This window comes from Ruminococcus sp. MCC718 (assembly GCF_018783905.1).
Classification (GTDB): Bacteria; Bacillota; Clostridia; order Lachnospirales; family Lachnospiraceae; genus Hominisplanchenecus; species Hominisplanchenecus faecis.
The window spans coordinates 51284-66943 of record NZ_WQNP01000180.1 but is presented as its reverse complement, the minus strand read 5'-3'; the positions used below and the strand labels follow the sequence as shown (position 1 = coordinate 66943).

Genomic DNA, 15660 nt, shown 5'->3' with positions numbered 1-15660 from the left:
GTATCAGTATAGTGAGGGGGTTAAATTATGGATACGTTTCATCTGTATCAGGATATACAGGCACGGACGAAGGGCGAGATCTACATAGGCGTGGTCGGCCCGGTGCGAACAGGAAAATCCACGTTTGTCCGTCGCTTTATGGAGCAGCTTGTTCTGCCGCATATGAAAAAAGAAAACAGTCAGGTATCAAAAGATGAACTCCCGGTGAGTGGCGGCGGAAAGACGATCACGACCGTAGAACCGAAATTCGTTCCGGCGAAAGCAGCAGAAGTAGAACTGGATGAAGGGATTACAGCAAAAATCCGCCTGATCGACTGCGTGGGATTTGTGATCGACGGAGCTTTTGGACTCGATGAAAACAATCAGGTGCGGATGGTAAAAACGCCGTGGTTAAAAGAGGCAATCCCGTTTCCGCAGGCAGCGGAGATCGGCACCGGAAAGGTAATCCGTGACCACTCAACTGTCGGGATTCTGGTGACAACCGACGGAACGATTGGAGATTTTCCGAGGGAAGCTTATAAAAGTGCCGAGGAAAAGACGGTTCTGGAGCTGAAAAAAACAGGCAAGCCATTTGTGATCGTTTTAAATTCTCAGAAACCGTATTCGCAGGAGACGAAAGCACTGGCAGAAGAATTGTCAAAAACGTATGAAACTGCTGTGATCCCGGTCAACTGTGAGCAGATGAAAGAAGAAGACATCCGCAGGATCCTGACGGAGCTTCTCTATGCATTTCCACTGACCCGTATTGAATTTTTTGTGCCGCGATGGATTGAGACACTGGATGTGGAACATCCGGTAAAAAAGGCAATCCTGGAGTCGATTCGTGAAATTTTTGCAAACGTCGGCAGTCTGCGGGATGTGACGGCAGAGTCACTGGCACCATCCTGCGAATACATCGATAAAAGCAAACTGGAACAGATTTCCCTCTCTGACGGCAGCGTACAGGTGCGTCTCGAGGTGCCGGAAAAATATTATTATCAGATGCTCAGCGAGATGGCAGGCGTGCAGATCGACGGAGAATATCAACTGATCTCCATGATCCGGGAATTATCTGAGAAACGCAGAGAATATGAGAGTGTGCAGGAGGCATTAAATGCAGTACATGGCACAGGCTACGGCGTGATCACACCGCAGAGAGAAGAAATCCGTCTCGAAGCACCCGCCCTCACAAAACAGGGAAATCGCTACGGTGTCAAAATAAAAGCCAGCAGTCCGTCTGTTCATCTGATCCGGGCAGATATCGAAACCGAGATCGCACCGATCGTCGGCAGTGAACAGCAGGCAAAAGACCTGATTGCTTATATCGAAGAAAACGCAAAAGGAGAAAATGGCATCTGGGATACCAATATTTTCGGAAAATCCGTCAGCCAGCTGGTAGAAGACGGCATCCGCACCAAACTTTCCATGATCGGCGAAGAAAGCCAGGGCAAATTGCAGGATACCATGAAAAAGATTGTCAATGAATCGAGCGGAAGGATGATCTGTATTATCATATGATGCCAGGATTGTGGGAGTGCATAGCACGAAACAATCCGTAGGCATCAAAGTCGGGGGCTTTTGACCCAGACATCATATTCAACTGTAAAATGCAGCTTATGTACAACATAGGCTGCATTTTTTCTGCACAAAATCAGAAAGTGTTCGAAAATCAAAGAAAATCAGACCACAGCGTCTGACACATCTTGATGAAGGAAAAGAAAACTTATAAAATAAAAAAGAAATAAGATTTATAAAAACAAAGGAGTTTTTATGAAAGACCAGAAATAGGGTGTAGTGTGAGTTGTAACAAGAGCGGATGGGAAAATCATTCGCTCTTGCTTTTTTTCTTTTCAGGTGTTGCAGTTTGCATAAGAAAAAGTTATACTATAGTTTCAAGATTAAAACAAACGATAAGGATGAGAACATGAATGAATTTGCAAAGCTGCTGTCAGCATTCGTAAAAGAAAAAGGTGTAAAAATACAGCCCTTTGCCAGGTATTGTGGTTATGACCGGGCGAATATGTACAAAATTCTCAAAGGTCAGAGAAATCTTCCGGGAAGAGAGATTGTGGAGAAGGCAGCAAAATATATGCACTTGCTTCCATCAGAGGAAGAAAAACTCTGGGAAGCGTATGAAATATCTGCACAGGGATCCGATAATTATTACAGACGCAAGGAAGTCCAGAAATTTTTTACTGAGCCAATTCTCAGTAGTAATGTTAATATAACTGCCCTGACGGAGGGAGAACCGGCAAAATTCTGCGTACTCAACAATGAGAGTATTCCTCTTCGGGGAGGATATGAAATAGATGCTGCTTTGTTTCGGCTGATTGGAGAAGAAAGTCGGAACAAAGACGGACATTTGCGGCTTATGATCCAGCCGGAAAGTAATTCCCTGAGCAGTATCCTGTCCGTGCATGGAAACTATGCCTGCAATACTCGTATTGACCATATTGTATGTCTGAGCAGCAATCCTGAAAACGTATATAGGAAAAAGAATTATAATCTGGATTGCCTGCGGTGTGTGCTGCCACTCTACAATTATAATTATGATTATAATACCTGGTATTATTACAGTAAGATTCCGGTGCAGGAGAAAAAATTTGGTCTTTTTCCGTATATGGTTTTGTCATCGAAGTATGCCTGTGTTTTAACAGCTGATATGCAAAAAGGATATATAACGGCAAAACCGGAAATATTGAGGATTTTTGAGGAGATTTTTGAAGAATGTCTCGAAGAGTCGAAACCGATGATTCGGCGTATTACAGATCTTGATGAACAGTTTGAAGTTACCGGTAAAATTTTGAAAAATAAAGATCAGGTACAGAGCTTTCAGATGACACCATGCCTGACTCCGGTGCTGACAGAGCAAATTTATGAAAAATATCTGAAAAAAGAGCTTCCGGGAAGGGAAAAGCTAATCCAGACGCTTTGCACTTATGGTGAAGAAATTAAACGCTCAGATATTCAGTATGTTACGTCACTGGAAGGGATAAAGCGTTTTCTGAAAACCGGAATAATCAGTGAATGGCCGCCGGAATTGTATGATCCACTTGAAATGGATGACCGTATCCAGTTAATAAAAGATTTGATTTTTTCGGACAATGGAATAAATATCCGTATTTTAAAGAAGACGGTGGGAAATTTTGATGCAGAAATCTACCTGTGCGTCAGCAGAGAATATGGTATTTTGAAATTTATTGTTCCGGAAAAACAGATGCAGCTTCATCTTATGCTGGAAGAAACAGGATTGCTTTTTTCCTTTTTTGATTTCTGTGAAAATTTATCGACGGAACAAATATTTAGCAGTTCGGAAGAGATAGAAAGTTTTTTAAAAGATTTGCTCACTAAGTGAAATTATGGTTTGTTCAGCAGTGAAACGCTTGTTGCGTTTTTCTATGTGCAAATCTCAATTTTTGTGTTATCATGAGCATAAAATGAAAAATATATAGCATAATATAATATGATAAATAATATTATATACGCCTTACTGAAATTGCAGAAGGACAGGAGGACAAAAATATGTTTCTAGAATCAATGATTCTCCATAATTTCAGGTGCTTTTCTGATATAGAAATAAAATTTAATAACCAACTTACGGTGGTCGTTGGAAATAATGGGGCAGGAAAATCAACGATTCTGGAGGCTGCCACAATTGCAGCGGGTACTTTGACGGCAGCGATGGATGGACTCACAAATTATGGGATCAAGAAGAATGATGCTCATTATAAATATTATGATCTGGGAAGTACCATTGATGTTCAGCCGCAATTTCCGGTTGAGATTACAGCATCAGGTAAAATGGATGGAAAGGATATAACGTGGAGCCGAAGTCTTAAATCTGCAAAAGGCAGAGGAGGGCTGGCATCTGCAAAGGAGCTTACATCCATTGCAGAAGAGTATCAGGAGAGAATGAGAAACGGGGATCGAGAGCTGAAATTACCTGTTATTTCGTATTATGGGACAGGACGGCTCTGGGCACAGCATCGTGAGAAAAAGAATGATACTTTTGAAAAAAATAACAGAAGCAATGGATATATAGACAGCCTTGACGGTGCAGCAAATGATAAGCTGATGATGAAATGGTTTGAAAAAATGACTTATCAGCAGCTTCAGAGACAAGAAAAAATTCCGGAATTTGTTGCAGTTAAAATGGCACTGGAACAGATCTTTGCTTCGGTTACAGGATATTCAGATGTAAAAGTACAGTTCAATCTGGATACGGGTGAAATAGATATTCTTTATTTTGATGGGACAGAACATGTGAGGATGCCCGTTTCTCAGCTGAGTGATGGATACAAGTGTACGATAAGTCTGATTGCAGATATTGCATATCGAATGGCTATTCTTAATCCACAGTTACTGAATAAAGTATTAGTGGAAACAGAAGGGATCATTTTGATAGATGAAGTGGACCTGCATTTACATCCAAAGTGGCAGAAGCGAATTTTGAAAGATCTGATGGATATATTTCCTAAAGTTCAGTTTATCGTCAGTACACATGCACCGGAAGTGATTAATTCTGTGAAAAAAGGATCTGTTGTGATTCTCAGAAATAATGAAGTTATCAATGCAACTGATGAAACATATGGTAAAGATGCAAATACCATTTTAAGAGAAGTGATGGAAGTTTCTTCAAGACCGGATATCATTCGATTTTTATTTGAAAAATTTTATGAATTACTGGATAGCGGCGAATGGAAGATGGCAGAGGAGATTATTGGGCAATTGGAAAAAGAAATAGGAAATAACGATCCGGAAATCAATGCGTGTCGTGTGCGTCTTGAGTTGGAACAGATGTGAGGTAAAATGCCATGATCAGGATAAAAAAGGGCAGAGAACCCGGAAAGTTACTCTGGTATCGTCAACAGGATGGAGCATCTTATGAACAGATGGATAAAGAAGTAAGAGAGGAACTAATAGATCAATTGCTGCGAGAACAGGGGCATCTTTGTGCATATTGTATGTCCAAAATTCCGGAAAGCAGAAATCTCCCAAGCGGTGTACCTGCGGTTACGATAGAACATTGGCTGCCAAGAAATCCAGATGATAAGCTGGATATTGGACAAGGTTTGGACTATAAAAATATGTTTGCAGTCTGTTCCGGAAATAGAGGATGCGGGTGCGAAGAAAAACTGACCTGCGATGCCAGAAAAGGAAACGATGCAATAAAAGTAAATCCTTGTGATGAAAGTACACTGCGTGGAATTACATACAAATCAAACGGAATCATACAGTCCTCTGATCCGGTGATTGATGAAGATTTGAATCAGAGACTGAATTTGAATGGAGCAAATTCATCATTTCAGGAAAACAGAAAACAAGTGCTGGAAAGTCTGATTTTTGATGTGAAAAAAAGATGTGGAAATGGTGATATATCTTTGTATTGCAAACGAAGGTTAGAAAAGATTCAGGCGATGGATGATCAGAAGATTCCGTATGTCGGGATTTTGATCTGGTGGCTTGAAAAACATATAAAATGAAAGTAAGGCAGAAGTTTCTTTCATGATTTTTATTTTCCCCACAGGTACAGGTTGTATTTTCTCGGGAATACATTTGACAAATACAGGAATTTCGTCTATAATGGCGATGAAATGTAACAGATTTGTAACAAATAGTTTGATATTTAGTTACAGATCAGTTTTGACAAGTGTGGGGGAAAGGATAAATAATGAAGAGAAAAAGAAGAATCATACTGGCAGTATTCGCAGTGATGTTTGCGATGCTTTGTATGCCGCAGAGGGCGGAGGCTGCAAGAAAGGCAGTCTGGAAGGATGTTGGTGGTGTCTGGTATGCTTACAAAGGCAGCAAACTGGTGAGGAACAAGTGGGTTGGCGATTACTATGCCGGTTCGGACGGTTCCCTTGTGAAAAACCAGTGGATTGGCGAATATTTTGTGGGTGAAGACGGAAAATGGATTGAGAATTTTAAAGGCGGCTGGTATAAAATTAATAAAAAATATTATTATTATACCCCGGAAGGTGAAAAGCAGCTTGGCTGGATTCAGCTCGGAAAACGGAAGTATTATCTGGATCCGAAGAAAAATGGTGCGAGAGCGACCGGCTGGAGAAGGATCGAGGGATATCGCTATTATTTCAGCAAAAAGAAAGGTTATATGCTGACCGGCTGGAGATATATCAACAAGCAGTATTACTTTTTTCAGAAAAATACAGGAATCTGTCTTCAGGGCTGGTTTCACTGGATCGGTAAAACCTACTATACCGGTGAAAAATATTACCGTGTGACCGGATGGCAGGTGATTGACGGCAAACGTTATTATTTTGCAAAAGACGGAGGTTTGCAGAGCGGTTGGCTTGATTCGAAAGGAAAGAAATATTATCTGGATCCGGACAATGGTTCTGCTGCTACAGTTGGTCTGCTTTCTGTTGACCGTGTTACATATTATTTCAATGCCAAAGGTGTCATGCAGAAAAACAAGGCAGTCACGATTGACGGCGTTGTCTATAACATTGACCTGAACGGAAGATGTACGGCTAACATCGAGGACAAGGATGACGATATCACCGACAAAATGCTGTTCTTTACGACGTTTGAGTCAGGAACGGCAGCCTATGCACAGGTTGGCGGCGATAACGGCAATGCCTGCGGAAAATATCAGTTTGATTACCGTTATTCACTGCTTCCGTTTGTGAAATATTGCTATGAGAGCAATCCGACATTCTTTGCAGAGTTTAAAAAGTATGCGGCATACACCGACAGTCAGAAGTCATTACTGAAGGGAAACACAAAGTTCTATGCGGCATGGAGAACGATCTACAACAAATCGCCGAAAGGCTTTGCTTCTTATCAGGATGCCTACGCAAAGCGTGAGTATTATGATGTGACGGCAAGATATTTGCAGACAAAGTTCAACATCAATATGGATGCAAGACCGGATATTGTAAAAGGAGCAGTATTTAGCTATTCCATCCAGCACGGTCAATGGACTGCAGCAGGAGCAGTCAAAGCAGCCGGTATTAAAAACAGTACGACGGACGAGCAGTTCTTACAGAAACTGTATGCATATCGTAAAAAAACGTATCCGGCGTATACCACGCGTTACAACGAAGAACTTTCCCTTGCATTATCTTTATTGTAAAAAAGACAGCGGTCAGACGAAAAGAACATATTTTCGAACTGACTGCTGTTTTTTGTTGCGAAGCCGTTTTTTTCCTGTTATAATGAATTGGATATCGGTGACACTCGTTTTGTGCCGACCGGAATGAAGTGTAGAATGTGCAGTGATTCTGGTCAGCTTTCGCTGATCAGAATCACGCACCAAGTCTCACGTGCGTTCGACTTGAAACAAAGTAAAACAATTTACAGGAAATAGAAGAATAGAGGACGATCATGATTCTGGAAGAGACATTAGAGAAAATCAAGAAACCATCACAGGAAGCGATGGAGCGGTGCAGGCAGCACTGGGATTCGATCGCAAAGCCGCTGCACAGTCTTGGCAAACTGGAGGATGCTCTGGTGCGGATTGCCGGGATGACCGGAAATGAAAGGATCCATCTGGATAAAAAGGCACTGGTTGTGATGTGTGCAGATAACGGTGTGGTAGAAGAGGGAGTCACGCAGTCCGGGCAGGAAGTGACAGCGATTGTTTCAGAAAATATGCTGTCTGGCAAGGCAACTTCCAGCATTATGTGCCGATCGACCGGAGCGGATATCTTCCCGGTCGATATCGGGATCGCAAGAGACACTTCTCTTCGAAATGAAAAAGTGGCGTATGGCACGAAAAATATGGCAAAAGGTCCGGCGATGACCAGGCAGGAAGCAGTGCAGGCGATCGAGACTGGCATCCGCATTGTTCGGGAATTAAAGGAAAAAGGTTATCAGATCCTTGCAACCGGAGAGATGGGGATTGGAAATACCACCACCAGCAGTGCTATGGCAGCCGTTTTTCTGGGGATTCCGGTTGAGGCGGTAACAGGAAGAGGTGCAGGGCTTTCTACTTCCGGGCTGACAAAGAAGATATCTGCGATCCATCAGGCAATCCAGGTAAATCAGCCGGATCCGGCGGACGGCATCGATGTGCTTGCAAAAGTCGGAGGATTTGACCTTGCCGGGATGGCAGGTCTGTTCCTCGGCGGTGCGGCAGAAGGGATTCCGGTTGTGATCGATGGGATTATTTCTGAAGCTGCAGCATTGGCAGCGTATGTAATCTGCCCGAACTGCGTAAATTATATGATTGCTTCTCATCTGTCAAAAGAACCGGCGGCACAGATGATTCTATCGAAACTGGGATTAGATGCCATGCTGGACTGTGAGATGCATCTTGGAGAGGGCACCGGAGCCCTGACACTGTTTCCAATCCTTGATCTTGCCTGTGTGGTTTATAACAGCATGAGTACCTTTGAAGAGGCAAGTATTGAGCAGTATGAGCACTTGGTCTGAGGAGGGGGATGCGATGTTTGTTACGGTGACAGGCGGCAGCGGCAGCGGGAAATCTGCCTTTGCGGAAGAACAGATCCTGAAATTTCCGGAGAAAAACAGGCTCTATATTGCGACGATGGTCTGTTTTGATGAAGAGAGCAGACAGCGTGTGAAACGCCACAGAAAAATGCGAAAAGAGAAGCATTTTGATACCCTGGAATGTCCGACGGATCTTGTCCATGTCAGGATTCCAAAGGACACGGCGGTGCTCCTGGAATGTATGTCCAATCTGGCGGCAAATGAAGTTTTTTCGCCGGAAGGGGCAAAAGAACACGCTTATGAGGCAATCTGTGATGGGATTTTACATCTGAAAGAGCAGGCGGCAGATGTCTGCGTTGTCACGAATGAGATTTTTTCAGATGGTATGGTCTATGATAAAGAGACGGAAAATTATCAGAGGCTGCTCGGAAGGATCAATGCATATCTGGCGGAAATTTCCGATGTCTGCTATGAAGTAGTCTACGGTATCCCGCTTCGGATAAAGTAAAAAAAATTTTGATATCACAGCTGCTGTTTCTGGCAGCAGGAAAGAAGAGAATGGCATGAAAAATATAGGAAGAAGTTTGTGCGTTGCTTTTTCGATGTATTCGAAGATCCCAATGCCGCAGGTGGAATGGACAAAAGAAAGTATGCAGTACTGTATCTGCTTTTTTCCGGCAGTCGGGGCTGTGATCGGAGCGGCAACGCTTCTGTGGAATATGCTTGTCGGAGCGAAGCTCTCTGGAAGTCTGCTTTTTACAGCAGTTCTGATCCTGATCCCGGTTCTGATCACCGGAGGGATCCATCTGGATGGTCTTCTGGATACAGCAGATGCACTCAGTTCTTATAAAACAAAAGAAGAAAAGCTTGAGATCTTGAAAGATTCGCATGCCGGAGCATTTGCGATTATCATAGGGATCTGCTGGTTTGTTCTGGATTTCGGGATTTATTCCGAGGCAGATGCCCATACAATAGGACTTCTGGCAATCGGTTTTGTCATTTCCAGGGCATTGAGCGGACTTTCACTGGTATCTTTCCGTATGGCGAAAAATACAGGGCTTGCAGCGACGTTTTCAGACATGGCATTAAAGAGCAGAGTGCGGATCGTGATGATCTGTTATCTGATCGTATGTGCCGGACTTTTGCTGTATCTGGATCCACTGTGCGGAACGGCAGAGCTGATCGGGGCATTGCTGGTATTTTTCTGGTACCGCCATTTATCTTATGAAAAATTTGGCGGGATCACCGGCGATCTGGCAGGATTCTTCCTTCAGAACTGCGAACTGTTTATGGCAGTCTGCGTGATCGGACTTCGTATTGTTTTACGTTAAGAGCTTGTCATACAAGGTCGACTGTGTATCTTGCGATAAGGATGTCAAAAGATAAAAATCATATGAGAAATGGAGATATCATATATGATATTGATCGTAGGAGGAACGTTTCAGGGGAAAAAGGCGTTTGCAGAGAAACTTCTGAACGAGAAAAGAGAAGATTTTACGGATGGCACAAGCTGTGCTTTTTCGGATATTTACCATGCAAAAGTGCTGTTTCATTTCCATGAGTATATCCGAAGAATGTTGGAGCAGGAAATGAGTGTGCAGGATCTGGCAGAACAGCTGCGGATGAAGAATTCGGATCTTGTCCTGATCAGCAACGAACTCGGATACGGCGTGGTTCCGATGGATGTGTTTGACCGGAACTACCGGGAGACAACCGGGCGTGTCTGCACGGAGATTGCTTCTGAGGCAGATGCAGTGTATCGTGTAGTCTGCGGTATCGGAACAAAAATCAAATGATGCAGCATCCTGGCGGATGGCAGAGGTGCACAGAAGAACCGGGCATTGCGATGCATGGTGTGCATCACTGTGAGCAGTGGAACGCAAACAGAAAAAGGGAACGATATAATATGGATGTTTATCTGATACGACACGGAAAAACAAAAGGAAATCTGGAAGGGCGATATATCGGGACAACGGACGAACCGCTCTGCGAAGAAGGAAAGCAAAGTCTTATGCAGATGGCAGATGCGAAAAAGTATCCGGCAGTGGAGGCACTTTTTGTAAGTCCGATGCTGCGGTGCAGGGAAAGTGCGAAGATCCTGTTTCCAAAGCAGTCTATTTCTGTGGTTTCAGATCTGCGGGAATGCGATTTCGGCAGATATGAAAACAAAAATTTTCAGGAATTATCCGGTGATGCGGATTATCAAAGATGGCTTGACAGCAACGGGACACTGCCGTTTCCGGCGGGCGAAGAGCAGAGCCATTTCCGGAAACGCTGTGTGAAAGCTTTTAAAACGATTGTGGCGGAACTTTTGGAGCAAAAGAAATATTCTGCGGCGATCGTCGTCCATGGCGGAACAATTATGAGTATTCTGGAAGCACTGGCGGAAGAAAAAAAGGCATTTTATGACTGGCAGGTTGGAAATGCGATGGGATATCATCTGTATATATCAGATGAGACATGGAAAAAAAGACAGAGACTAACCGTTCTGGAAAAAATCACGTAACGGTTTGGAATATAAAACAGAACAACAGAGGGGAAAATATGATCGCGTATATCAAAGGGGAACTTGTGGAGACACTTCCGGGAAGTGTGATTTTGGATGTCCATGGAATCGGATATCGTATTTATATATCGGGAAGAGAGTCGGAGCAGCTGACGAAAATGGGCAGTCAGGTGAAGCTTCACACTTATTTTCACGTAAAAGAGGATGCGATGCAGCTCTATGGATTTCAGCACAAGGATGATCTGGAAGTTTTTTCACTGCTGCTTGGTGTCAGCGGGATCGGACCGAAGGCGGCACTTGGGATCCTGACTGCATTTTCAGCAGATGATTTGAGATTTGCCGTTTTGTCGGAAGATGCAAAAACCATCGCCAAAGCACCGGGGATCGGTGTGAAGACGGCGAAAAAAATGATCCTGGAACTGAAAGACAAGCTGGATCTGGAGGATGCATTTGAGAAGAAGCTTCTGCATGAACAGGAAGCAGAAGAGACGCTTCCGGATGCAAGAGGAGAAGCAGTGGAAGCCCTGACAGCTCTCGGCTACAGTCCGGCGGATGCTCTGCGTGCCGTGCAGAAGGTGGAGCCGGGAGATGATATGGACACCGAGGCAATACTGAAAGCAGCACTGAAAAGAATGATCTGATCTGAAATTGGAATGATGCCGGGGTTAAAAGTCTGAAATCGCAGGGCATCTTCTGACTTTAAGATCTTAGAATAAATAAAAAGAGGAAAAAAATGGCAAAGCGAATTATCACAACGGATATTCTGGAGGAAGATGTATCTTCTGAAAAAAATCTGCGACCGCAGACATTAGAACAGTATATTGGACAGGAAAAAGCAAAAGAAAATTTAAAAGTTTATATCGAAGCGGCGAAGCAGAGAGGCGATACGCTGGATCATGTCCTTTTCTATGGACCTCCGGGACTTGGAAAGACGACGCTTGCCGGTATCATTGCCAATGAGATGGGGGTAAATATCAAGATCACCTCGGGACCGGCGATCGAAAAACCGGGGGAGATGGCGGCAATCCTTAATAATCTGCAGGAGGGCGATGTGCTTTTTGTAGATGAGATCCACCGTCTGAACCGTCAGGTGGAGGAGGTACTCTATCCGGCCATGGAAGACTATGCGATCGACATTGTGATCGGAAAAGGAGCTTCCGCCAGATCGATCCGCCTGGATCTGCCGAAATTTACACTGGTCGGGGCAACGACAAGGGCAGGCCTTCTGACGGCACCTTTGCGGGATCGTTTCGGAGTGGTACATCACCTGGAATTTTATACAGAAAAAGAGCTGCAGACGATCATCATGCGGTCGGCGGATGTACTGAATGTGGAGATCGATCCGCAGGGAGCCGCCGAGCTTGCCAAACGTTCCAGGGGAACGCCAAGGCTTGCAAACCGTCTTTTGAAACGTGTCCGCGATTTTGCACAGGTGCGTTACGATGGAAAGATCACAGGAGAAGTGGCATCCTTCGCCCTGGATCTTCTGGAGGTGGATTCCTGTGGACTTGATCAGACGGACCGCCGGATCCTCTATACGATGACAGAGAAATTTATGGGCCGTCCGGTCGGGCTGGATACCCTGGCAGCGGCGATCGGTGAGGATGCCGGAACGATCGAAGAAGTTTATGAGCCGTTTCTGATCAAAAACGGGTTTATCATGCGTACACCGAGGGGAAGAGTGGTCACAGATCTTACGTATCAGCACCTTGGAATTGAAAAAGAAGAAACGAAATGAAAAAGATTTGTAATATTCTCTTGTAAATAATTGCGATATGAGGTTATAATAGGGAAAGATCATGCGTCAAGTAATTACCGAAAGAGAGGAAGTACACAGGATGTCATCCAAAAACAAAACGGAAGTACTCATTGATGGGAAGATTTATACCCTGAGTGGATATGAGAGTGAAGAGTATCTGCAGCGGGTTGCCACATATATCAATAACAAACTGGCAGAATTAAAAAAACTGGATGGTTACGCAAGACTGTCCCAGGAGTTGAAAAGCATCCTGCTGGAGTTGAATGTTGCAGATGATTATTTTAAAGCCAAGAATCAGGTGGAGATGGTCGAAGAAGAGCTGGCACAGAAAGATCAGGAACTGTACGATTTGAAACATGAACTGATCTCCACTCAGATCAAGCTGGAAGATGCAGCAAAAGAGCTGGAAGCTTTAAAAGAACAGGCAACAGAGTACCAGAAGCAGATTGTAAAACTGGAGACAGAGTTGGGCAAGTAATACAGACAGAGGTTGGAACGACACAAAGAGCCGGAGAAAAGGCAGTTCGGCATTGCGTCTGCCAACCTTTTTAAGTTTACATGAAAACAGGTGGCTTTTGCCATGACAAGTACAGGAGGGATTTTGTGGAAACAGAAGTTCTGGCACCGGCAGGTTCGATCGAAGGATTAAAAGCTGCATTGTATGCAGGTGCAGATGCAGTCTATACAGGAGGCAGAATGTTTGGTGCGAGGGCGTATGCAAACAATCTGTCTGATGAGGAGTTGTCAGAATGCATCGATTACTGTCATCTGCACAATAAAAAATTATATCTGACAACCAATACGCTAATGAAACAGTCGGAGATTTATCAACTGGCAGACTGGCTGGTGCCGTTTTATGAGCAGGGTCTGGATGCCGTGATCGTGCAGGATTTCGGGGCATTTGCTTTTTTGAAAAGAGAATTTCCCAATCTGGATCTTCATGCCAGCACACAGATGTCGGTCCATTCCGTGCAAAGTGCAGCTTTATTGGAAAAACTGGGAGCATCCAGAGTTGTTCCGGCAAGAGAGATCAGCCTGGAGGAGATCGCAGCGATCCGGCAGAATACTTCTCTGGAAATCGAATGTTTTGTGCACGGGGCACTTTGTTACTGTTATTCCGGTCAGTGTCTGATGAGCAGTATGATCGGAGGACGCAGCGGGAACCGTGGACGCTGTGCACAGCCGTGCAGACTTCCTTATGTATATGAAGGAAAAGAGCAGTTCTGGCTAAGTCCGAAAGACATCTGTACTTTGCAGATTTTGCCTGAGGTTCTGGAAGCGGGTGTGGATTCTCTGAAGATCGAAGGCAGGATGAAGCGAACGGAGTATGCGGCAGGTGTGGCAGCCATGTACCGCAAATATGTGGATCTTTACCGTAAAAACGGAAAAGAAGGATATCATGTGGAGAAAAAAGATATCCAGGATTTGATGGATCTGTATAACCGGGGCGGTTTTTCCACAGGATATTATCAGAGATACCATGGTGTGTCAATGATGTCCATGAAGCGGCAGAATCACTACGGGACAGAAGGTGCCATGCTTCTGGAACAGAGAAAAGGCGGACAGCTTACTTTTAAAGCACTGGAAAATCTGCAAAAAGGTGATATGCTGGAGTCCGCAACGGTGGCGGAAGATGTGAAAAAAGGCAGGATCTTTTCCATGAAAGTCCGCGATGCGGGCAGACTGCAGAAGGGAGGCATCTGGAATCGCACGTACAATGCAAAACTGATGGAAGGACTGAAAGAGAAGTATATCGGGAAGATCCTCTATGAAAAAATTAAGGGCAAGTTAATGATTTTTAAAGGGAAACCTGCTATACTGACGGTGACATATGACGGGCCGGAAGGCAGGATCACTGCCTCCCAGAGCGGAGCGATTGTACAGGCGGCACAGAAACAGCCGATTGCGGAGGAACGTGTAAGAAAACAGATGATGCGTACCGGAAATTCGCCGTATCTGTTTGAACATCTTCAGGTTGTGATGGATGAGGAGTGTTTTCTTCCGATGCAGAGTTTCAATGAACTTCGACGGGGGGCTCTGGAAGCATTACAGGAAAAACAGTTGCAGGATTATCAGAGAAAATCTGACAAATCCGGGAAAACAGGAGAAAACAGCCCGGAGATGGAAAAAGTGGAAGCAGAAAAATCTGCCAATGACGGGAAACAAGAAAAGAAAGCAAAGCTTTCTGTATCGATCGAACGGGCAGACCTGTTTGAAGAAATGCTGCAAATAGAAGGCGTCAAAAGGATTTATCTTGACAGCAAATGCTTTCTGGATTTTCGGATGTGTGAACAGATTCCGTCGATGGCACAGAGATGCCAGGGGCAGAAAAAGGAGCTCTGGTACATTTTTCCGTCTCTGTTCCGGACAAAAGATCAGGAACTGTGGGATCAGCAGATGAAGCAGTATATGACCTGTTTTGACGGAATGATGGTCAAAAATCTGGAGCAGATCGCATATCTGGAGCAGATCGGATATGACGGAACCTGGGCAGCAGATTACAATGTTTATGCTTATAATAAAGAAGCGAAAGCGTTTTTAAGAAATCTAGGTTGCAGTTTTTTTGTCTGCCCTGCAGAGCTTACGTTCAAAGAATTGAAAGAGCGTGACTGCGATGGCGATGAAATGCTGGTCTACGGAAGGATTCCGGTCATGACAAGCACACAGTGTCTGAAAAAAAGTGCAGGACACTGTCAGAAAACGCCGGAGCTTTTTAAGGTACGTGATCGCAAGGGAAAAGAATTTCCGGTGAAAAACTGCTGCAGTTACTGTTATAATGTGATTTACAATTCTGTTCCGGTTTCGCTGCACGGATGGAGCGAAGAGGTGCGAAAATGCAGCCCGGCATCTGTACGGCTGGCGTTTACGACAGAAAGCAACAAAGAAGCGGCGGCAGTCGCAAAGCGATTTGTGAAAGAATATCTTTGGGGAGAAGAACTGGGAGAGCCGGGATATGAATTTACAAGAGGACACTACAAACGAGGAGTGGAGTAGGTGA

At 44.3% G+C, this 15660-nt stretch carries 14 protein-coding genes; all 14 read left to right on the top strand.

The annotated features are described in order from the left end of the window. Positions 1 to 27: 27 nt before the first annotated feature. Complete coding sequence (gene spoIVA, locus GPK60_RS15030; RefSeq protein WP_173865778.1) at positions 28 to 1497, top strand: stage IV sporulation protein A; 1470 nt, start codon at positions 28 to 30, stop codon at positions 1495 to 1497. A gap of 406 nt (positions 1498 to 1903) precedes the next feature. Continuing rightward, positions 1904 to 3334, top strand: coding sequence for a helix-turn-helix domain-containing protein (locus GPK60_RS15025; protein ID WP_173865779.1), 1431 nt, complete (start codon positions 1904 to 1906; stop codon positions 3332 to 3334). A gap of 167 nt (positions 3335 to 3501) precedes the next feature. Continuing rightward, positions 3502 to 4782 (top strand): AAA family ATPase, encoded by a 1281-nt coding sequence (locus GPK60_RS15020; protein WP_173865780.1) that lies wholly within the window; start codon positions 3502 to 3504, stop codon positions 4780 to 4782. An 11-nt stretch (positions 4783 to 4793) separates the two neighbouring features. Continuing rightward, on the top strand, positions 4794 to 5462 hold the full coding sequence (locus tag GPK60_RS15015; protein WP_022119217.1) for a hypothetical protein: 669 nt from the start codon (positions 4794 to 4796) through the stop codon (positions 5460 to 5462). Between the two features lie 188 nt (positions 5463 to 5650). Then, entirely contained in the window at positions 5651 to 7078 is a 1428-nt protein-coding gene (locus GPK60_RS15010) for a hypothetical protein (protein ID WP_215660974.1), read from the top strand. A 251-nt stretch (positions 7079 to 7329) separates the two neighbouring features. Beyond that, on the top strand, positions 7330 to 8379 hold the full coding sequence (gene cobT / locus GPK60_RS15005; RefSeq protein ID WP_215660972.1) for a nicotinate-nucleotide--dimethylbenzimidazole phosphoribosyltransferase: 1050 nt from the start codon (positions 7330 to 7332) through the stop codon (positions 8377 to 8379). 13 nt (positions 8380 to 8392) lie between these two features. Continuing rightward, positions 8393 to 8905: a bifunctional adenosylcobinamide kinase/adenosylcobinamide-phosphate guanylyltransferase gene (locus GPK60_RS15000; protein WP_022119214.1), complete on the top strand. Its 513-nt coding sequence runs from the start codon at positions 8393 to 8395 to the stop codon at positions 8903 to 8905. 94 nt (positions 8906 to 8999) lie between these two features. Then, complete coding sequence (locus tag GPK60_RS14995; RefSeq protein WP_252191422.1) at positions 9000 to 9728, top strand: adenosylcobinamide-GDP ribazoletransferase; 729 nt, start codon at positions 9000 to 9002, stop codon at positions 9726 to 9728. Positions 9729 to 9812: 84 nt separating this feature from the next. Then, positions 9813 to 10193, top strand: a complete 381-nt coding sequence (locus GPK60_RS14990; protein ID WP_215660967.1) for a bifunctional adenosylcobinamide kinase/adenosylcobinamide-phosphate guanylyltransferase — start codon at positions 9813 to 9815, stop codon at positions 10191 to 10193. Beyond that, positions 10190 to 10903: a histidine phosphatase family protein gene (locus GPK60_RS14985; RefSeq protein ID WP_252191421.1), complete on the top strand. Its 714-nt coding sequence runs from the start codon at positions 10190 to 10192 to the stop codon at positions 10901 to 10903. Before GPK60_RS14990 ends, GPK60_RS14985 begins: the two co-directional genes overlap by 4 nt. Beyond that, on the top strand, positions 10858 to 11544 hold the full coding sequence (ruvA, locus tag GPK60_RS14980; protein WP_346727804.1) for a Holliday junction branch migration protein RuvA: 687 nt from the start codon (positions 10858 to 10860) through the stop codon (positions 11542 to 11544). Before GPK60_RS14985 ends, ruvA begins: the two co-directional genes overlap by 46 nt. A gap of 92 nt (positions 11545 to 11636) precedes the next feature. After that, the gene (gene ruvB, locus GPK60_RS14975; RefSeq protein WP_022119209.1) at positions 11637 to 12641 is read left to right on the top strand and encodes a Holliday junction branch migration DNA helicase RuvB; all 1005 of its coding nucleotides are present in this window, start codon (positions 11637 to 11639) and stop codon (positions 12639 to 12641) included. Between the two features lie 100 nt (positions 12642 to 12741). Then, the gene (gene zapA / locus GPK60_RS14970; RefSeq protein ID WP_022119208.1) at positions 12742 to 13140 is read left to right on the top strand and encodes a cell division protein ZapA; all 399 of its coding nucleotides are present in this window, start codon (positions 12742 to 12744) and stop codon (positions 13138 to 13140) included. Between the two features lie 125 nt (positions 13141 to 13265). After that, a complete protein-coding gene (locus tag GPK60_RS14965) occupies positions 13266 to 15656 on the top strand; it encodes a U32 family peptidase (RefSeq protein ID WP_346727803.1) in 2391 nt (796 codons plus the stop codon). The last annotated feature ends 4 nt before the right edge of the window (positions 15657 to 15660 follow it).

Coding starts and splice junctions, on each gene's coding strand:
- spoIVA (WP_173865778.1), top strand. CDS start 28: ATGGATACGTTTCATCTGTATCAGGATATACAGGCACGGACGAAGGGC.
- GPK60_RS15025 (WP_173865779.1), top strand. CDS start 1,904: ATGAATGAATTTGCAAAGCTGCTGTCAGCATTCGTAAAAGAAAAAGGT.
- GPK60_RS15020 (WP_173865780.1), top strand. CDS start 3,502: ATGTTTCTAGAATCAATGATTCTCCATAATTTCAGGTGCTTTTCTGAT.
- GPK60_RS15015 (WP_022119217.1), top strand. CDS start 4,794: ATGATCAGGATAAAAAAGGGCAGAGAACCCGGAAAGTTACTCTGGTAT.
- GPK60_RS15010 (WP_215660974.1), top strand. CDS start 5,651: ATGAAGAGAAAAAGAAGAATCATACTGGCAGTATTCGCAGTGATGTTT.
- cobT (WP_215660972.1), top strand. CDS start 7,330: ATGATTCTGGAAGAGACATTAGAGAAAATCAAGAAACCATCACAGGAA.
- GPK60_RS15000 (WP_022119214.1), top strand. CDS start 8,393: ATGTTTGTTACGGTGACAGGCGGCAGCGGCAGCGGGAAATCTGCCTTT.
- GPK60_RS14995 (WP_252191422.1), top strand. CDS start 9,000: ATGTATTCGAAGATCCCAATGCCGCAGGTGGAATGGACAAAAGAAAGT.
- GPK60_RS14990 (WP_215660967.1), top strand. CDS start 9,813: ATGATATTGATCGTAGGAGGAACGTTTCAGGGGAAAAAGGCGTTTGCA.
- GPK60_RS14985 (WP_252191421.1), top strand. CDS start 10,190: ATGATGCAGCATCCTGGCGGATGGCAGAGGTGCACAGAAGAACCGGGC.
- ruvA (WP_346727804.1), top strand. CDS start 10,858: ATGGAAAAAAAGACAGAGACTAACCGTTCTGGAAAAAATCACGTAACG.
- ruvB (WP_022119209.1), top strand. CDS start 11,637: ATGGCAAAGCGAATTATCACAACGGATATTCTGGAGGAAGATGTATCT.
- zapA (WP_022119208.1), top strand. CDS start 12,742: ATGTCATCCAAAAACAAAACGGAAGTACTCATTGATGGGAAGATTTAT.